3 protein-coding genes and 2 pseudogenes are annotated in these 20,924 nt (G+C 41.9%); all 5 read left to right on the top strand.

All coding sequences use genetic code 11. The features are described from left to right. Positions 1–5: 5 nt before the first annotated feature. The 5 genes and pseudogenes from B1L02_RS25215 to B1L02_RS18195 all read left to right on the top strand — a co-directional run bounded on the left by B1L02_RS25215 (position 6) and on the right by B1L02_RS18195 (position 20,923). A pseudogene (locus B1L02_RS25215) lies at positions 6–898 on the top strand (TauD/TfdA family dioxygenase). A gap of 97 nt (positions 899–995) precedes the next feature. Continuing rightward, a complete protein-coding gene (locus tag B1L02_RS18205; protein ID WP_167651270.1) occupies positions 996–3,938 on the top strand; it encodes an amino acid adenylation domain-containing protein in 2,943 nt (980 codons plus the stop codon). 40 nt (positions 3,939–3,978) lie between these two features. Continuing rightward, positions 3,979–5,757 (top strand): condensation domain-containing protein, encoded by a 1,779-nt coding sequence (locus B1L02_RS24955; protein WP_088532159.1) that lies wholly within the window; start codon positions 3,979–3,981, stop codon positions 5,755–5,757. Positions 5,758–5,776: 19 nt separating this feature from the next. Further along, positions 5,777–10,057: pseudogene (locus B1L02_RS25125) on the top strand (amino acid adenylation domain-containing protein); the annotation flags it as partial. A 63-nt stretch (positions 10,058–10,120) separates the two neighbouring features. Next, positions 10,121–20,923, top strand: coding sequence for a non-ribosomal peptide synthetase/type I polyketide synthase (locus B1L02_RS18195; RefSeq protein WP_335682210.1), 10,803 nt, complete (start codon positions 10,121–10,123; stop codon positions 20,921–20,923). Position 20,924 lies beyond the last annotated feature (1 nt).

Here is a 20,924-nt window from a genome sequence, read left to right as displayed (position 1 = left end):
CTGGTGTGAACTTAAGGAGTTGGATAAATAGCAATAAAGCTATTGTAGATTCTTATTATTCACGGTATGGTGCTATTCTATTTAGAAATTTCAATGTTGGATCAGTAGAAAACTTCTCCAGCATAGCTAACCTGCTAATCAGTGATTTAGTTGAAGATAACGGAGAGCACAATCCAGTTGATGGTCACGCGACTGTACAGACTCCAGTTCAGTACTCGAGCGAACATCATTTGTTGTGGCACAATGAAAATACATTTAATAGCACATGGCCTTCTCGAATTATGTTTGGGTGCCAAGTCGCCGCCCTTGAGGGGGAGAAACGCCACTGGTAGACACAAATGCGGTTTACCAAGCTTTACCTGTTGAGGTTGTTGATAAGTTTAAACAGCATGGTGTGATGTATGTTCGAAATTATTCTCGTACTGATGATGTAGGCTTAGGTTGGGAGAGCGTATTCTGTACAACCGATAAAGCAATTGTTGAAAGAAAATGTAAAGAGCAAAACATCCGCTTTGAATGGCTAGAGAAAGACAAGCTGCGGACTTATGCGGTAAGACCTGCTTTTGTAACAGACCAAGAAAATAAATGTTATTGGGTAGCTCAAATTCAGCATTGGCATTTTTCTTGTCTGGATGACAATACTAGGCAATCAATAGCGACTGTTTACAGCGAAAGTGAATATCCTCGTAACTGCTATTTTGGTAATGGGGACAAAATAGAAGATGGGTTTGTATCAGATTTATTAGCGATATATAAAAAGCTTGAATCGTCATTTGCTTGGCAGGCCGGCGATGCTTTATTAGTCGATAATGTCATGATGGCTCATGGGCGAAACCCGTATAAAGGTGACAGAAAGCTTCTTGTATCAATGGGCAACCTAATCACATTTGAAAGCTAAGGGTAATATTTTGAACGAAAATTGTTATGCAATGACAATTCAGCAACGCAACCTCTGGGCTCAACGCCCGGAGGTTGTAACTGAAAAGTATAATTCAGTGTCAATAATCATCAATGGTATTATTGATAGACAGCGGCTTAGAGACAGCTTACATGAGGTGATTAATGAACATGAATCACTGCGTATGGAGCTGGTAAATGATGAGCTGTATCATCAGCCAAGACAGAGTGTCGTATCACCTAAATTAATATGGCAGGAGACGCCAGCGGGTGATGATAATCAAATACCTACAAGTGGAAGCTACGGCGTTCATGCGACACTCACGGCGCTAGCGATTGATAAACATCAGCTAGCTATCCGTGTTCCTGTGTTATTTACAGATAGTCAGAGTTTACAGAATATCTTTAAGCAATTAGTTTCTCGATACAATGGTAAAGCTCCCTCACTGGCTTCAACAGAATATATTGATTATGGACTTTGGCAGCAAGAAATGATTGAACAAGACAATCAAGCTACCGAATTTTGGTCATATCATGAGAGTGAAGTCGAGGATATTCAAGCACCTTCTGAACGTGGTAATTATGAAGTTGGATTACCTGATTCAGTCGAAAGTAATATCGTTCTAGCACAGTGGGCTGGTGTGTTGGCTCAGCACTCAGGGAACAACCCATTATCTATCAATGTAGTACTAGACGGTCGTGTGAACCCAGAGCTTCGAGATGCGGTGGGCTTGTATGCGCGAGCGCTACCTCTGCAGCTAACCATAGGTGAAACTGAATCTGTAAAAGATGTCGCTTTGCAACTCGCCGATAAGCTCAAGGCGAACAGTGCGTATCAATTATATGCACCTGAAGCGATAAGTAGTGCTAAGGCATTTGCTTTTCAAGAGATACAAATTCACAATGTGCAGGCTTCTGAAGGGGCTGAGTTCGTTATTGTAGATCTAGACTGTTGCCTTACTTATCAAAGCATTGTGCTAAAGTTGCTTTGTTTTGAAAATGGCAAAAGAGTGGCCAAGTTTGATTATGCAGAAGATCAATACACGACAGAACAGATTGAAGACTTAGCTAATATGCTCTTATGTGCGTTGTCTCATCGAGATGAAGATAAGGCACTGTTGGCGACTCAGCTTTTAGATGCTGAAAAAGAGCAAAGCTTACTGTCACAGCTCAACCCTACGCCATCTACCACACCTAACTTGACGAGTTTGTTTTCTGACTCTTTTGCTGCATATGCAAAAGATATTGCCGTTACAAGTGGCGATGTTAGTTATGATTATGCCACGCTTGGCTCCGATGTTAGTAAATGTATAACCTTCCTAAAAGCGCATGGCTACGAACGTGGCGATACGATAGGTATGATGTTACCTCGAAGCTATGAATTACTTGTGCTACTCCTTGCATCCATATACTCAGGGGTTAGCTATTGCGCCATTGACCCTAAAACAAAAGGTAAACGTTTAGAGCGTTTGCTGACAGGTCTCAAGTGTACGTTTGTGAAGCGCTCCAGCGTAGAGGTACTAGATAGTGTACATCACGACACTGAGGTCTTTAATATTGATACGGTATGGCAGAGCATTAATGAGTGTTCTGAGGCCTTGCTGCAAGATATCATTGACAACACTGATATCGCATATCGACTTTATACTTCTGGTTCTACAGGTGAACCAAAAGGGGTCGAAGTAACCCGTCAAGGACTCGCAAATTATTTATCCTATGCAGCTAAGCATTACTTATCTCATCAAGGTAACAGCTTAGTTCATACCGCCATAAGCTTCGACCTGACTGTAACCTCGTTGTTTTCTCCTTTACTTGTTGGTGGCAGCGTTCAGCTTGTTGAGGGCGATGAGACTGATGATTTTAAACGTGCGTTGGTTGATATAAAAAATATCAACTTACTTAAAGTTACCCCATCACACCTGAAGCTAGTAAACAGCTGGCTCGCCTCAGGGGAGTTGGAAAGCCTCTGTATCACCCATTTAGTTGTGGGTGGCGAATCCTTACAGCATGAAGATTTGGCTCCTTTGTTCCAGCACAATCCAGATATCAAGGTGTTCAATGAATATGGCCCCACAGAAGCAACCGTAGGTTGCTGTGTAGCTAGATTAGAGCGTGGTGGTAAGGGCAACGCTGCAATTGGTCTGCCAATCGACAATATGCAAATGTATGTGCTAGATAACGCCCTGCGAGTCGCACCTTATGGTATTGCTGGTGAAGTTTATATTGGTGGTACAGGACTTGCTGCTGGCTACTTTGAAAAAGAACAACTCACGCGTGAGCGCTTTTTGACAGTGCGTATAGCCGGCGAGGATAAGCGACTATATAAGTCGGGTGACGTTGCTAAGTTAAATCGCACGAAACAAGGTGCAGAGTTAGTATTTCTAGGGCGTAATGATCGACAAATTAAGATTAATGGCTATAGAATTGAGCTAGATGAGATTGAACGCGTCATTAGTCAAGTTAGCGGTAAGAATACCTTGGTTACTACTCGAGAAAATCAACTGTCTAAATTGTCGATTTGTGCCTTTCTAGAGACTTCAGAGCAGAATCTAGAGGAAACGCTACAGTATCAATTAGAGGAATTTCTTCCACATTATATGATACCCGACAAAGTGATAACCCTAGATGCGTTCTCGCTTAATACCAACGGTAAAGTCGATATTCAAAAGCTGTTGGCTCATGCAGATTCAAAGCTTAGTAACGTTGCGTATGTAGAACCTAATACGCCCCTTGAAGCGCAGTTGGTGCGTATTTGGCAAGAGAGCTTAAAGGTTGCGCGAATAGGGATAAATGATAACTTTTTTTCCTTGGGTGGAGACTCTATTCGAGTAGTACAGATTGTTGGAGGAGCTAAAAAGCAACAATTGGAAATTTCTTCTGAAGATGTTTTTCAAGCGCCTACTATTGCAAAACTGGCCAACTTGATTGAAACGCGACAGAAACGTCAGGCTGCTGATGAAGCACAGCTAACAGAGCAGCTGCTGGCGGAAATAGAAATGCTTTCAGAAGAAGAAGTAGAGAGGCTTTTGGCTGAAGGCTAAAAGGTTTGGTAATCGGACAGGCAGAATAAGTATAACAATTATGAATAATCTTTCGAACAACAAAAAAAAATTACTAGCACTACTAAAGCAAAAAAAACTAAAAGAAAATGCCCAACATAACGTAGAACCGGTAGCTCCTTTTAGCTTAATTAGTGACCATGATAAGAGCTTGCTTGCCGATGATGTTGTAGACGCTTATCCGATCAGTGTCTTACAAATGGGCATGCTTCACCACATGGATATGAGTAATGGTGAAGAAAGTCCTGCTGATTACCATAACCTGACTACCTTTAGAGGGCGCATAAAAGACGCCTTTGATAAAACGCTTTTTCAAGAAAGTATCAATATCATCGTAAAGGAGCATGATAACCTTAGAACTACTTTTGACTTAACGAACTTTAGTATCCCTCTTCAATTAGTGCATCGTGAAGCCTCCTTAGAAATGGGGTATGACGACCTCAGAGGTTTGTCTGAAGCAGAACAAGAAGCTGAAATTGGTAGATATATCGAACTCGAAAATAAAAATATGTTTGATATTACTCAGGCTCCACTGATGCGTTTTCATGTACATCAAATAGAAGATGATGTGATCAGTCTATCCTTTACTGAACCTCATTCTGTATCCGACGGTTGGAGTACACACTTAACCGTCATGGATATTTTTGATATTTATTTCGCGCTGCAAAGAGGACAGACCTTCTCTTTACCAGAACCGGCGCTGAAATATAGTGATTTTATTCACGAAGAATTGAAAGTATTGAAATCTCAAGAAGCCATTGATTTTTGGGATGCAAAGCTTAAAGAATGCGTTAATACAGAGCTACCTTTCTTAGAAAAAGAAGTCGCGACACAAGAAGTAGACATATATAGCCATAAATATCCATTTAAATTACCCCGTGACATCGTTAAGCAACTGCATGAAGTGGTAAAAAAAACAGGGGTGCCATTCAAAGGAATTCTGCTGGCTATTCACTTTAAGTTTTTAAGTATTGTCACAGGTCAGAGCAATGTGACAACTGGTTTAGCATTTAATGGTCGGCTAGAAGCGGAAAATAGTGAGCAAATGCGCGGAATGTTCCTCAACACTTTGCCGGTAAGCATGGATCTATCCGCGGGGAGTTGGCGCGATCTTATTCTTGCTTCGCATCAGTCCGAGCTAGAGCTAGTACCATTTCGTCGATACCCATTTGGTGCGATCCAGAAAAAGTACGGAACTCAGCCTGTTTTCCATACTCATTTAGGGTTTCTTCACTTTCACTCGATGGCAGATAAAATCGCCGAGGGGAATGTAGAAAAAATAAGCAATGTCGACTTGTCAAAAACCAACTTTGATTTATCTACCGTGTTCTGTATGGATCCTAGCGATAAGTACAACATAGAATTTCTTGGTGAAGTAAACCTTAATAAAGTATCTAAGTCGCAATTTGTAAGTTATATGGAAGTCTACGTTCGACTGATGAAGGATTTAGTTGAGAACCTAGATAACCCCCATGCAAGCAGCTGTTTTTTAAGCAATGATGAAAAAGAAAAGCAGTTAGTATTGTGGAATCAACATGAACTGGAGTATGACCGTACTTTACATATTCACACTATGGTTGAGCGTTGTGCTGAGCTTTACCACGATAAAGTTGCTGCAAAATATGACGATGAGTCTATTACTTATGGTGAACTAAATACAAGAGCTAACCAGCTGGCATATTGTCTCGTGGAGTTGGGGCTAAAAAATAACGAACTAGTCGGTATCTGTTTAGAACGCTCCGTTGAGTCTTTAATCGCAATGACCGCGATCCTAAAAGCGGGGGGGCGTATTTACCATTAGATCCTGACTACCCCAAGAACGCTTGGAATATATGTTTGAAGACACACAGTTAAATCTTGTTATTAGTGCCAAAACGTTGCAATCAAAATTACCAGCTAATTCACATACAATGATTTGCTTAGACTCATTTGGAGAAGAAAAGTGGGATCTACAACATTTGTCTTCCCTACCGAGCACTAACCTTCATCACCCAGAGTTACTTCCTAGCGAGCAGCAGCTTGCTTATGTTATCTATACTTCAGGCTCCACGGGTAAACCTAAAGGCGTGGCAGTAACACATAATAATGTCGTTAGCCTTGTCGAAGACAATAAAAATATCGAAGTATTACCATCAGATGTTATGGCTCAGGCATCCAACGCCGCTTTTGATGCCGCGACCTATGAATTTTGGGGAGCATTGACTAAAGGCGCGATGATATGTGGGGTAAACAAAACGACACTACTTTCTCCTGAACTTTTAAAAGCGCAAATTGAACAAGATAAGATTACAGTTATGTTTGTTACTACGGCGTTGTTTAATCGTATTGCAGACGAGCAACCTGATACTTTCCAATCGCTGAGAAAGGTTTTATTTGGTGGAGAAGCGCACTCTCTAAAAGCGATTGGAAACATTCTATTGGGTAAATCGCCACAGCAATTAGTACATGTTTATGGGCCAACAGAGACAACGACATTTGCGACAGCGTTTAATTTCGATTGCAATGAGTTTCGCCGCTACGCGAGTGCGCCAATCGGCAAGCCATTGAGCAATCATAAGTGTTATGTACTAAACCCGCAGTTAGAGCCTGTACCTGTTGGTAGTGTTGGTGAGCTATATATCGGCGGAGATGGTGTTGCGTGTGGATACTGGCAACGCGAAGCCTTAACTGATGAGCGCTTCATTCCTAACCCTTTTAATCACAGTGGTGCAGCAACGCTCTATAAAACAGGGGATACGGTACGTTACCTAAGTGATGGTAATATTGAATTTGTTGGTCGTGTTGATAACCAAGTAAAGATCCGAGGCTTCCGCATAGAGCTAGATGAGCTCAGTACAACACTACAGTCTTGCCCTATATTAAAAGACAGTACTGTCATCGTCAGAGAAGATGAACCTGGTGACAAAAAGTTAGTGGGCTATATTGTTTATCGTGATGATAGTGAAAGTAATTTAGACGAAGTAATCAAATATTTAAAATCCAAACTGCCTAGCTATATGGTACCAACATTGTTTGAGGAGCTTGAAAGTATCCCATTAACAGTGAACGGGAAAGTAGATAAAAAATCGCTGCCGAAGCCAACACTTACAGGACAGAATCAGAGCCACTTTGAAGCACCACGTAACACCAATGAAAAGATACTCTGCGAAATTTGGCAAGAAATTTTGAGTCTTGATAAAGTGGGGATCCATGATAACTTCTTTACTTGTGGCGGTGACTCAATTATTTCAATTCAACTGGTATCTAAAGCAAATCGACAAGGTATTAGCATTAATACAAGGGATATATTTGAAGCACAAACAATCGCTGAACTTGCAAAGAAGTGTGCTGAAAATGATACGGTATCCTCTAGCAAAGTGAGCAGTGGCAAACTGACACTTCACCCAATCCAAGCTAATTTCTTCTCAACACAACATACAGATCATAATCACTTCCATCAATCGGCATGTTTGAGTGTACCAACAGATTTTGATATTAAGTTTATGGATGAATTTGTTTCAGCTTTATACCAACGACATGATGTGTTGAGGTTAACTTTTGCAAAGCAAGATGAGAAGTGGCAGGGCAAGTTTGCACACATGGATACTGCCAAATTAAGTCAGGTAGTTAAGCAGGTAAACTTAGACACACGTGATGGTGAGTTAGCAACGCGTTATGAAGAGATAGGCTTTGAGTTTAAATCATCATTTGATATTTCATCGGGGCCGCTCCTTAATATCGTGTATATTGATAGCCAAGAACCTGAAAACAGACGCTTATTAATTATTATCCATCACCTTATTGTGGATGGTGTCAGCTGGCGGATCTTATTAGAGGATTTGAATTCGGCTTATCAACAGTATTTGGCTGATGGCAGTGTGTCTCTTACAGCTAGTGGCACTTCTTACAAAGATTATGCGGCGATGTTAAGCAATCAAGATAGCCAGCAGCGCTTTGAATCAGAAAAGCAATACTGGCTACATCAATTGCAAAATGGTGATCTAGTACTTCCATATCAAGATACTGATTCCAGTGATACTTATGCAGGAGCTGCAAATCAAGAGGTTGTTGTAGATGCTAAAACAACACAGTCACTATTAGGTCAGAGCAATGCACCATTTAAAACCAAAGTGAACGAGTTGCTCCTAAGTGCGCTTACACTTGCGTTTAACCGCTGGTGTGGTTCTACCGCGATCAATGTCACACTTGAAGGTCATGGGCGAGAAGAGTTTCATGAAAATGTAAGTTTGTCTCAAACAATGGGCTGGTTCACGAGTATGTATCCTGTCCTGCTTAGTCACCAAGATTGTAAAGCCAGTGGTGGTCTTGGAAATCTTATTTGCTCAGTTAAAGAGCAGCTAAGAAAAGTACCAAATAATGGGATAGGTTTTGGTGCGCTTAGCTATATATTTGACGACCAAGATATTAAGCGTGCGAGTGAGCAACATGAAAATAGCATCTTATTTAACTACCTAGGACAATTTGATCAACAAGCTGGTGAGCAAGCATTATTCAAAGGCGCAGGGGATTTTACCGGCGCAGATATTAGTGCCCAACATACTCGTAGTCATTTATTGGATATAAATGGCATGGTGTTTAATGGCAAGTTGAAGTTCCAAGTAAACTATCATGCAGAAAAGTTTGATAATGCAGAAATTAAGAAATTTTGTTCATTTTTCGAATCTGCACTGATGGAAGTCTCGGCGTATTGTGAGCAGCCTAATGTAGAAAGATTAACACCGGCGGATTTCCCTTTATGTCAATTGAGTCAAGGTGAATTAGATACGCTACAGTCTCGTTATACTAATATCGCAGAGTTATATCCTGTGACCAGTATGCAAGCGGGATTGATTTATCATGGACTGTTAAATACTGAGAAAGATTCTTATATCAATCAGCTAACCATTGAGTTTAAAGGCAAGTTTGAGATAGAACTGTTTAAAAAAGCGTGGTTAGCCGTGATCCAGCGGCACAATATCTTAAGAACGGCGTTTGTTGGGTTAGATCGTGAAACACCATTGCAGCTTGTATCTGAGTCAATTCAAATGGATTGGACACACCTAGATTGGAGTACCAAAAGTGCAGCTGAGGTAGAACATGAATTCGCTGATTTGTTGCAAGAAGACAAACAGCAAGGGTTTGACTTTTCAGTTCCTGGACTAATGCGCTTTTTCACAATTAAGGTTAATGCAACCTGCTATAAGTTTGCATGGACTCATCATCACACACTGATTGATGGTTGGTCACAGCCAATTTTATTTGGTGAGGTGTTTAGTGCCTATCAGGCTTTTGCAGCCAATCAACTACCTGAGTTTGTTGGTGAAGCTAACTATAAAGAGTACATCAAGTGGTGTGTTGAGCAACCCCTTGATGAAGCGAAACAGTTTTGGTCTGAACATCTCAAAACACTAGAATCACCAACACAACTGGGCATTGAGAAGAGAGAGGGTGATGATACCTCCGTAGCCATTGCTGAGCAGAGAAAGTCGTTAACCACAGAGCTTACAAGCCAATTAAAGAGGGTTGCGGGCGAGGCACAAGTTACATTGAACACTTTAGTTCAAGCTGCTTGGGGTTATTTACTGCATCGCTATAGTGGTAACGATGACGTTATATTTGGCGAAACGGTTTCTGGGCGCAATGTTGAAGTCGATAACGTTGATAAAATGGTCGGTTTATTTATCAAGACGTTACCTTCAGTTGTGTCGTTCACAAATAACACTCGTGTCGATCAGTGGTTAAAAGAACTGCATGAGAATCAGAACAAACGAGATAAATTCAGTTACCTATCACTCACGCAAATTAAAGAATGTAGCCAATTTGATCCGATTGCACCGCTGTTTGATGTTGCAATGGTATTCGAAAACTATCCTATCGCGGATGCTCCTGAGCTTGGTCAGCAAGAGAGTGAATTTGAAATCTCAGGCTTTAATGCAAAAGCACATGCACACTTTGGTATGAGTTTGATCGTCGCACCAGGCGAGGCTTTGACATTTGAATTAAATTATTCAGAGCAAAAATATGAAGCTCATTATGTTCAGACGTTACTGGATCATCTTGAAACCATTTTAGCTGGCATTGTAAATAACTTAACAGCCAACGTCAGCGAGCTACCATTACTGACCGCAACTGAGCTGGATGCAGCGGTAATATCATCGGATAATGCCGCTGAAACTGTACCAGATATGACGGTACACAGCTGGTTTGAACAACAAGTTGCACGGCACCCAACTCGTCCAGCTCTGCAGTTGCATGATGAGGTCATGAGTTATCAAGCTTTAAATATCGCGGCAAATCGATTTGCCGGGTATCTACAAGCCCATGGCGTTAATGCACAGAGTAAAGTCATTATTCACTGTGAGCGTTCGTTTGAAATGATCGTTGCGGTTTTAGCCGTTTTAAAAGCGGGAGCATCTTATGTTCCTCTTGATGTATCTTACCCTGTTGAGCGCAAAGATTATGTGATTAATGATTCTGGAGCTGCAGTTATTATTACACACTCAGCGCTAGAGGAGACGTTACCGACTCATTCTTGTGATGTCGTTCGTGTCGATAATTTATCTGAATTAACTGCGGCCTATTCCGAGTGTAATACCGTTAGTGAACGCACTGGTGCGACGCCAAATGACCTTGCATATGTTATTTATACTTCTGGCTCGACTGGCAATCCAAAAGGTGTGTTGATTGAGCATGCGTCAATGTTAAATTTAGCTCGCCAACAGACTGGTTTGTTTGCAGTTGATCAGCAAAGTAGAGTGTTGCAGTTTGCATCGCTGAGCTTTGACGCCGCTGCATGGGAATTACTAATGGCATTATGCAATGGTGCTTGCCTGTGCTTGATTGACGCTCACACATTGATGAACCCAGATCTAATGGCTCAATACCTTTGCGACCAAGAGATCACACATGCTACGCTGCCTCCAGCGCTGCTAGTAAACCTAGCATCAGAGCAATTTAGTCAATTAGAAACTTTGATTGTGGCTGGTGAAGCCATATCAAAAGAGCAGGCAATCATTTGGTCAGAAGGACGGAAATTATTTAATGCCTACGGACCAACGGAGAATACAGTGTGTATTTCTGTTGGAGAAATTACCACTGATAATGTGCATATTGGACGCCCAATTGGTAATGTTGAGTGCTTTATTCTTGACGCATACCAAAGGCCAGTGCCGGCCGGTTGTGTCGGAGAGCTATATGTTGGTGGTCGAGGCCTTGCGCGAAGCTATTTAAACTTACCCGAAGTTACTGCTGAGAAATTCCTTCCACTTCCGACTAATGTGAAGGGAAGTAATTCGGAGCGAGTATATCGTACTGGTGATTTAGTTAGGCTCAACTTTGAAGGTAATCTTGAGTTTATAGGAAGAGTTGATAGCCAAGTCAAAATAAGAGGCTTCAGAGTGGAGCTAGGTGAGATAGAGAGTGTCATTAATAGCTTTGACTTCATTGCAAATAGCGCTGTTCTATTGGCACAGGGAGAGTCACATGACAATAGATTGATCGCCTTTATCGAGACGACTGAAGCGCTGACAAATGCAGCAGATGATGTCTTCATCTTGTTGGAAGCTAAGTTACCGCCTTACATGCTGCCTTCAACTATTAATGTGCTTGAAGCATTGCCTTTAAACCATAATGGCAAAGTTGATCGCAAAGCCCTCAGTCAAAAAATACAAAGTGAACCGAGCACGCTGGAGTATGAAGCGCCAAAGTTTGAAATTGAAGCACAATTGATAGCGCTGTGGCAAAGCTTGCTCAATAAGCGCAATATTGGGATAAAAGATAACTTCTTTAAGTTGGGTGGAAACTCTCTGTTAGCCATGCGGTTAAGAGAAAAAATTGTTCAAGAGTTGGAAATTGAGGTTTCAGTCACAGACATCTTTAACTACCCAACGGTGGAGCAATTGGCAGGTTTCATCCTTCATGAACACAAAGATAATCCATTAGTAAATACGGCGCTGATTCAGTTTACTGAAGAAGGTAGCGGCAATGTCCCAATCGCAGTTGTCGGCATGTCCACTCGCTTCGGTAACACACAAAACTTTGAGGAGTTTTGGTCGTTGCTTGAGTCAGGACATGAGGCTATCGAAGAGTTGACTGATGAGCAGCTACGAGCAGCAGGTATTTCAGAGAAGCTAATTGGTAACCCAGAGTATATTAGGAAAACTTTCCGTTTTCAGGGAATGGAGATGTTTGATGCGGAGTTCTTTGAATTTAGCGAACGACAGGCTGAAATGACAGATCCACAACACCGAGTGCTGTTGGAGTGTGCATATGAAGCTATGGAAATGGCTGGATACCCAAGTGAACCTGAATCAGGAAGTGTGGGTGTTTTTGTTGGCAAGAGCGACAATATTGGGTGGATCCAAAAGATGATGTCGCAAAGTCATGGGCATAATGCCGTTGATGGCATGGAAGCGATGAAAGCATCATCGGGCGCTTTCTTATCGACTCAGCTTTCTTACAATCTGAACCTTACTGGACCGAGTGTTAATATCAATACGGCTTGCTCAACGTCACTTGTTGCAGTTCACCAAGCATGTAAAAGTATTCAAAATGGTGAATGCACGATGGCCTTAGCGGGAGGAGTTTCTATCTCGGCTATGGAGCCTGCTGGCTATGTTCATCAAGAAGGCTTTATCACCTCAAAAGATGGACATTGTTGCCCGTTTGATGAGAGCGCTAGCGGGACACGAGTAGGACAAGGTGCTGGTATGGTGTTACTAAAGCGCTTAGATCTTGCTATTGAGGACGGTGATACCATCTTCGCAGTCGTCAAAGGCTCGGCTGTAAATAACGATGGGTCGCTAAAGCCTGGCTATACAGCACCGAGTGTTGAGGGGCAAGCTAAAGCAATTGCGAGTGCAATGACAGTGGCAGGTGTTGAACCTAGCACGATAGGTTTTGTTGAAGCACATGGTACAGGCACTTATTTAGGAGATCCGATAGAGGTTCGAGCGCTTAACCGAGCATATAAGAGTGTAGCTGGCAAAGAACTAGATACACAGTCGATCGCGCTGGGTACGCTCAAAGCCAATATCGGCCATTTGGATACAGCAGCTGGTGTAGCTGGATTTATACATGCCGTTTGTGCACTTAATTATAAGAAAATATCTCCAAATATTAATTTTAACAGCCCGAATCCTGAACTTGATCTACAGTCGACCCCATTCTATTTAGAGAATGAATTACGCGAGTGGAAAGGTGGTGTGGAGCCGAGAAGAGGTGCTGTAAGCTCCTTTGGAATTGGTGGAACGAATGCACATGTCATTTTGGAAGAGTTTGAAGAATCCGGTGAGGACAGAAGCCGCATGAAATATCACGTACTACCTCTATCAGCAAAATCTCCAGAGGCGTTAATTGAAAGTAAGGGGAGATTGTCTGCATACATCAATAGCCATGCGGGTATTGATGTGGCGAATATTGCGTATACTCTGCAGCAAGGCAGAAAACCTTACCAGTATAGGGATGCGTTGATCGTTACGTCGGCATCTGAAGCGACTGAATTATTACAAGCAACAGCTCAAAAAGTACATCGCGCAGCGCCTCGTGAGCTGGCCTTTATGTTCCCAGGGCAAGGTGCACAATATACAGGTATGCTACTGTCTCTATATCAGTCTAGTGATGAGTTTAAACTGCGACTAGATGAGTGTATCGCGCTATTTAATCCATACTTAGACAGTGACTTGTACGAAGTCTGCTTTGATCCCAAAAAAGAAACGTTATTAGATCAGACTAACTACACTCAAGCTGCGTTATTTAGTATTGAATACGCGTTAGCACGTCACCTTATGACTCTTGGTATCAAACCGAGTGCGATGATAGGCCATAGTATAGGGGAGTACGTGGCTGCATGTCTTGCAGGTGTGTTCAGTCTAGAAGATGCGATTCATATCGTGGCGAATCGTGGTAGGTTAATGCAGAGCATGCCAACAGGTAATATGGTGTCGATTAAATGTACGGCTCAGCAAGCTAATGAGATTGCGGCTCAGTTTAATTTATGTGTAGCTGCAACAAATGCAAAAGAGAGTATCGTGCTATCAGGCGACAGCGACTCTATATCTCGTTGTCTAGCGTCTCTTGAAGCAAACTCAATTAAGTACAAGAAATTAAAAGGTGATAGAGCATTCCATTCTCGTCATACTCACTCAATCCTGATGGAGTTTAAGTCTGTTTTTGATGGCGTTTCTCTACAAGCCCCTGTATTACCTTTTATTTCCAATGTGAGCGGCGACTGGATCACACAGGATCAGGCTATGACAGCTCAATACTGGGTTGAGCAACTTGCTGGGGAAGTGCGCTTTGCCAGTGGGATTGAAAGTTTGATGAATCGTTATCCAGAGCATGCACTATTAGAAGTTGGGCCTGGGAAAACGCTAGCGGGTTTGGTCTCAATGCATCTTCCTGAGCTAATAGAAAGTGTAGTACCTTTTGTATCATTAGCGGATAACCACAGTGAAGGCGAAGAGTTAGTCGCGAATGTAATGGCTAAACTTTGGTCAATTGGTGCTCATATCGATTGGTCAGTTTGCTATCGTGGTGAGAAAAGAAGACGCATTCCTTTGCCGACGTATGCGTTCCAGAGAAAGCGGTTTGAACCACAAATACAGCAAGAGATACACAGTGCACACACCAATCAAAACAATAAGTTAGACTTTAGTAAGTGGTTCTATGCACCTAATTGGCTGCGCAAGCCAAACCAGCCTAGCCAAGTAGATGGCCATAGATGCTTATATATTCATGATGCTAAGCATGATCCATCTCTACATATTGCGCAGTTAACAAGGGCAAACGTAGAAGTTGTTCAAGTAATGGGTGCTCAAGCAACGAGGCAAATCGGTGATTCAACATTTGAGGTTAACTTAGCATCTGAGCAAGGAATGGTTGCACTATTCACACTACTAGAAAAACAGCACTTTGATCATATTGTCATGCCTGTGGGCTTTAGTACGCAGGAAAGTAGTGCGATGTTGTCCTATGAAGCACGTTTACAAAACGACTTCTACCCTGCATTTTTCATGTTTAAAGCGCTTGCAGAAATTCACAGGCCAGACTTGAAAGTCACGCTGTTAACAGCTGAAGCATTTGAAGTCGTGGGTTATGAAAATAACAACGCAATTGCTGCGATGCTCCCTGCATTGTGTAAGAGTGCAACTGCTGAACTCGTGAATATTGATGCGGGTGTGGTAGATATAGAAAACACGCAGGCTTCATTCAGTCATAGTTGGGTAGATGAATTAGGCCGCGTGTTCAGTAACGATAGAATTGTCGCGCTTAGAGGAAAAAATCGTTATGTTGAGACCTACTCGCAGGTAGATGTTTCAAGTTCTGCGTCCAATCTTAGCCAAGTAAAAGAGAATGGTACTTATATCATTATCGGTGGATTAGGTGGGATGGGATTGGCGGTTGCAGAAGAGTTAGTTTCCAAGGCAAGTGTAAACCTTGTTCTCACAACAAGAACTCAATCTACAATTGCTGATTTACAGACAAGACTTGAACCACAGGCATATCAGCGCTTACAAGACGTTAATGATAGTGCGATGTCTTGCCAGATTAGCGCACTTGATGTCGCCGACAGTCAAGCATTTGAAGCCTTTGTTGCTGATTGTATTGCGACAACAGGCACGATTGACGGGATTATATACTGTGCGGGGGTGCCTGGCGCTGATAAGCCCATCGCTGAGTTAGATATTGCAGAGTTACAAGCGGTTATGGCAAGTAAGGTCTCAGGGCTAATCAACCTAGAAATGGTAATTAAACGCCATGAATTGCAGCCCAACTTCATTACCTTGATGTCATCATTACAAACCGTGGTGGATACCCATAAAAACCGGGTTGATTATGGTGCTGCAAATAGTTTTGTTGATAACTTTATCGCGCAGCTATCTGAAGCAATACCTACGTGCCAAATCCAAGTAATTAATTGGAACACTTGGAGTGAATCGGGTATGGCAGTGAACGCTGTGTCGGAGCAATCTTTGGAAGTCAACATTGCTGAAAAAGTCGTAAATAGCATTTCAAATAGTGAAGGTCGAAGAGTTTTCGCAACGGCCTTAAATAGTGGCTATCAGCGTATTGCTATCTGCGCTACTGACTTATCAGAATTGAAAAATCTTGAAAAACAAGCTTTGAAAAAAGCACAGTCTAAGCAGGAACAACAACTAACCTCGGATGAGGCTGCCGAAATCTTTGATAGTATATTGTTTGATATTCTTGGCTGTCAGGAAGTAGATTTACGTCAGAATTTCCATGCGTTAGGCGGGGACTCTTTGGCTGCTATTCGCTTAAATGCGCAATTTGCAGAGCGCCTTGGCGTCGATATTTCAATGGCGGAGATCATGGAATCACAAAGCATGTTGTCCTTATTTGACAGCATAAACCAAAAGCTAGGTGACTCTGTACAGAAAAGACAAACCATTGAGAGTGTGGAAAAGTTGTATGGCCCACTTACTTTTGCACAGCAACGCCTCTGGTTCATAGATGAAATGGAAGGTGGAAGCTCTGCATATAACCAAGCTTGGGCTATCAAATTAACAGGTGAGCTAAATACGGTTGCTATGGAAAATGCAATCAAGTCAGTGATTGAACGCCATACAATCCTAAGAACAACGTATCACCAGGGTGATGAAGCCTTTCAACAAATTAATGAAAAGTTCGAATTTGAGTTGGCACTAGTTGATATTAGCAATGTAAACAAAGCGCATAGAGATGATGAAATCGAGCGCATAATTAATGAAGAGCAACGCCTACCATTTGTACTTTCTCAGGATCTCATGGTGAGGTCAAAGTTACTTAGACTGGGACAAACAGAACATGTCTTGCTGTTTTCACAGCATCATATTTGTACTGATGGTTTTTCAATGAGTCGTTTATTTGAGGAGTTAAGCTTCTACTATAACGGCTTCCTGAGTGGTAATAAGCCGGCTTTACCAGCACTTCCTATTCAGTATATGGACTATGCTTACTGGCAGCGTGAACATATGCAAGGTGAGACGTTTGCGGCTGAGCTTGAATCTGTGTGTGAAAGGTTGAGAGGAGCACCTCAGGTACATAGTCTTCCTTTAGATTTCCAGCGACTAAATCAACAGAGTTATCGTGGTGATAAGTGGATCAGTAATCTAGACATTACGCTATCTAAAAAGCTCCATGCCCTGGCAAAATCGACAAATACGACCCTATTTATGGTGATGAATAGTGCGCTTTCTATACTCATTTCAAAACTTGGGACAGAAAATGATGTGGTCATTGGTACTCCTGTAGCTAACAGAGGTGAGCAAGAGACCATGCCATTGATTGGGTTTTTTGTGAACACAATGGCTATTCGTACGCAAGTTGATGTTGAGCAATCATTTACTGAACTACTGACACAGGTTAAAGAGGAATGCCTTCATACATACGAAAATCAACATATTCCTTTTGAGTTAGTAGTTGAAAAAATTAACCCAGAGAGAAGCTTGGGGTACCATCCTTTGGTACAAATTTTATTGGTTGTACAAGATAAGAATGTGGGTGATCTACAGTTAAATAACCTTGATATTGAACGTATGTTACCTAGTGAAGCTTATAGTAAGTTTGACTTAAGTGTAAATGTGACCGATCACGATGATGGCATAGAGGTTTGCTGGGAGTACGCGAAAGATCTGTTTGCTGAGTCTAGTGTGGCACGTTTTACCAAACACTTTATCACTTTGTTAAATAATATTGTGGAAAATCAATCTCTTTCAATAGCTGAGCTGTCTTTGATTAGCCCAGAAGAGCAAGTTGAGTTATTGTCTTTTGCCCAAGGAGAGGTGATAGAGTTATCTAAAGAGCCGACGATCCACGCATTATTTGAACAGCAAGTCCAGAAAACACCAGATGCGACTGCTGTGAGCTACGATGATGACACGCTAACTTATGCAGAACTTAATAACCGAGCGAACCAATTAGCGAGTTACTTGAAGCAAAAAGGAGTTGAGGAAAATAAATATGTAGCGTTGTACATGGATCGCTCCGTCGAGTTGGTGGTAGCAATCTGGGCTGTGTTAAAAGCTGGTGGTGCATATATTCCTTTGGATGTGTCAACGCCAAGTGAGCGCTTAGCTACGATCCTGATTGATAGTCAGCCTGTCTGTATTTTGACTCAGCAGCACCTATATGATTTGGTCGCTCCATGCTCCGATCTTCCAGTGATCGCGCTCAATGAACAAAGGCTACAAGCTGAGCTTATGAGTTATACTACTGTAAATCAGTCAATTAACTCTCAGTCACCGGATAGTTGTGCCTATGTTATTTACACCTCTGGCTCGACAGGCACACCAAAAGGCGTTGTTTGTACTCATAGAGGACTTATTAACCGTATTGATTGGATGCAAAATGAATTTAAATTACATCAAAGCGATGTCGTGTTGCAAAAAACACCTTATAGTTTCGATGTATCTGTTTGGGAGTTTGTATGGCCTCTTACTTCGGGTGCTAAACTTGTCGTGATGCGACCAGAGGAACACAAAGATCCAGAACAAATCCGTCAGTTAATCCAAGCAAAGCAAGTAACTACTTTACACTTTGTGCCCTCAATGCTGAATGCGATGTTAAGTGCTGATGCGTGGCATGGGTGTGATTCTGTTGCCCGTGTAATTTGTAGCGGAGAAGCTTTACCCATAGAGCTGCAAAATACTTTCTATAGCAAAGCAAAACAGGCTTCACTACATAATTTATATGGCCCAACAGAAGCATCGATAGATGTGAGCTTTTGGCACTGCCCGAATGATATATCGGCAAAGACGGTTCCGATTGGTAAACCTATCCAAAATACGCAGCTGATCATTTTAGATGAGCACCAGCGACTTGTTCCTCACGGTGTTGTTGGTGAGCTGTATATTGGTGGTGTTGGTCTTGCGAGAGAGTACCTCAACCGACCAGAGTTAACGGCTTCGACTTTTATTGCTAATCCATATCCTAGCTTGAACACAGAGCGATTATATAAGTCAGGAGATCTTGCATATGTTAATCAACAAGGGCAAATCGAATATGTTGGACGTATCGATGATCAAGTGAAGATCCGAGGGCTTCGTATCGAATTGGGCGAAATTGAGTACCATTTAAACAATATTGAGCAAATATCTAAAACCACAGTGCTTGCGAGACAGGATCTGTCAGGTAACACCCGACTGGTTGCATACTACAGTGTGGTTGGCAACGCAGAACTTACAAATGAACAACTACATCAAGCACTTGTTGCGGTGTTACCTGAATATATGGTGCCAGCAACTTTCGTGCTGATGCAGCAATGGCCGCTAACTGTAAGTGGTAAAGTAGATAAAAAGCAATTGCCCAACCCTGTGATGCAGACAGCATCGGAATATCTTGCTCCGCAGACGGATGTCGAAAAAGTACTTAGCAGTATTTGGGGGGAATTGTTAGGTATTGAAAAGGTAGGTATTAAAGATAACTTTTTCTCGCTGGGCGGAGACTCTATTTTATCCACTCAAGTCGTGGCTAGAGCGAAAAGGGCTGGTTTAACGTTTACAATTAAAGATATGTTTAATTATCAAACGATCCAAGAGCTTGCTCCTGTAGTGATGAGTAATGCTGCAATTGTTATCCCTCAAGAAGCGGTCGTTGGAGAGCAGTTACTCACACCAATTCAAAAACAATTTCTTGAGAAGCATTTAGCTAACCCAAATCACTATAACCAGGCCGTATTATTAAATGCTCCAGAGGGAATGCAGCTATCTGAGCTAGAAACAATTGCAAAAAGTGTAATATCTAGGCATGATGTACTACGTCTGAAGTTTGGATTTGAACAAAATCAATATTGTTATATCCCCGAGTCTGATATTGATATTTCTACTGTTGTACAGGAAGTTAGCTTTACTGAGATTGCTGATTCGGAGCAAGCAAAAGCAATTGAGCTTTTCTGCGGGGGTCTGCAAGAGTCTCTGAATATCAACAGTGGAGAGACATTTAAGCTTGCTTTAATCCATCTTGGAAATGGCCGCTTGAAGCTGTTTATCTTGGGACATCACTTAATTATCGATGGTGTTTCATGGCGGATAATCATGGCGGATCTAGAACAAGCTTGGGAAGATTTGAAATCTGGTAATGATGTGTTATTGTCTGATAAGACAACTTCTTATCAGTTTTGGGGTCAGACGCTATCTGACTATGCATGTAGTGATGATTTGCTAAGCCAACGTGAATATTGGATTGATCAGCTAAGTAAATATGAGCAGCACAATATCGAGTGTTTGGCTGATACGCAGGACAGCAATATTAGTACCGCAAGCTTTGCTGTTTCTGAGGAAGACACTGCACAGCTTGTAGATTCCGCTAATAGTGCATATAGAACAAAAGTGCATGAGTTGATTATAGCGGCTGTATTTAGTGCATTTCGACAATGGTCTGACGCTGAAACCTTACGTGTGGATATTGAAGGCCATGGGCGGGAAAATATTGTCGATGGGATTGACCTAAGTGATACGGTAGGCTGGTTTACGTCAATCTACCCATTAATGTTAAATGCACCGATGAATGAACCTGTTGGTGAGTTGATTAAGTTAGTTAAAGATTCGTATAGAGGTGTGCCTGACAACGGCATTGGGTTTGGTGCCTTGCGTTATCTAGCAAATGACCATGAGATACAAGCGCTTGACGAAAGCACGAGTAGCTATAATGTCGTGTTCAATTATCTTGGGCAGTTTGACAACATTTCTTCGGCGAAATCAGCGTTTTCCTTTGCTGAAGAAAAAACGGGTCTATCTTCGAGTGCAGAAAATAAGATTGACGATTTTATCACTGTGAATGCTCTTATTTATCAAGGTAGGCTCAAGGTTGATGTGTCATCAATTAAAGTCGGTGAAGCACAATTAGCGCAATTGCTGTCATACCTAGAACAAAGTATCGAAACAGTGTTGCTGGCTTGTCATAGCAAACTAGCAGAGCAAGAGATGATTGCCGAATATAACGAGCTTGCACATTCGCTTCCTAAGCAAGTTGAAGCAATTGAAATTTAAA

Source organism: Pseudoalteromonas piscicida (assembly GCF_002208135.1).
Taxonomy (GTDB): domain Bacteria; phylum Pseudomonadota; class Gammaproteobacteria; order Enterobacterales; family Alteromonadaceae; genus Pseudoalteromonas; species Pseudoalteromonas piscicida_A.
Note: the sequence above shows the minus strand (reverse complement) of the source record. Positions and strands in the feature narration are given on the sequence as shown.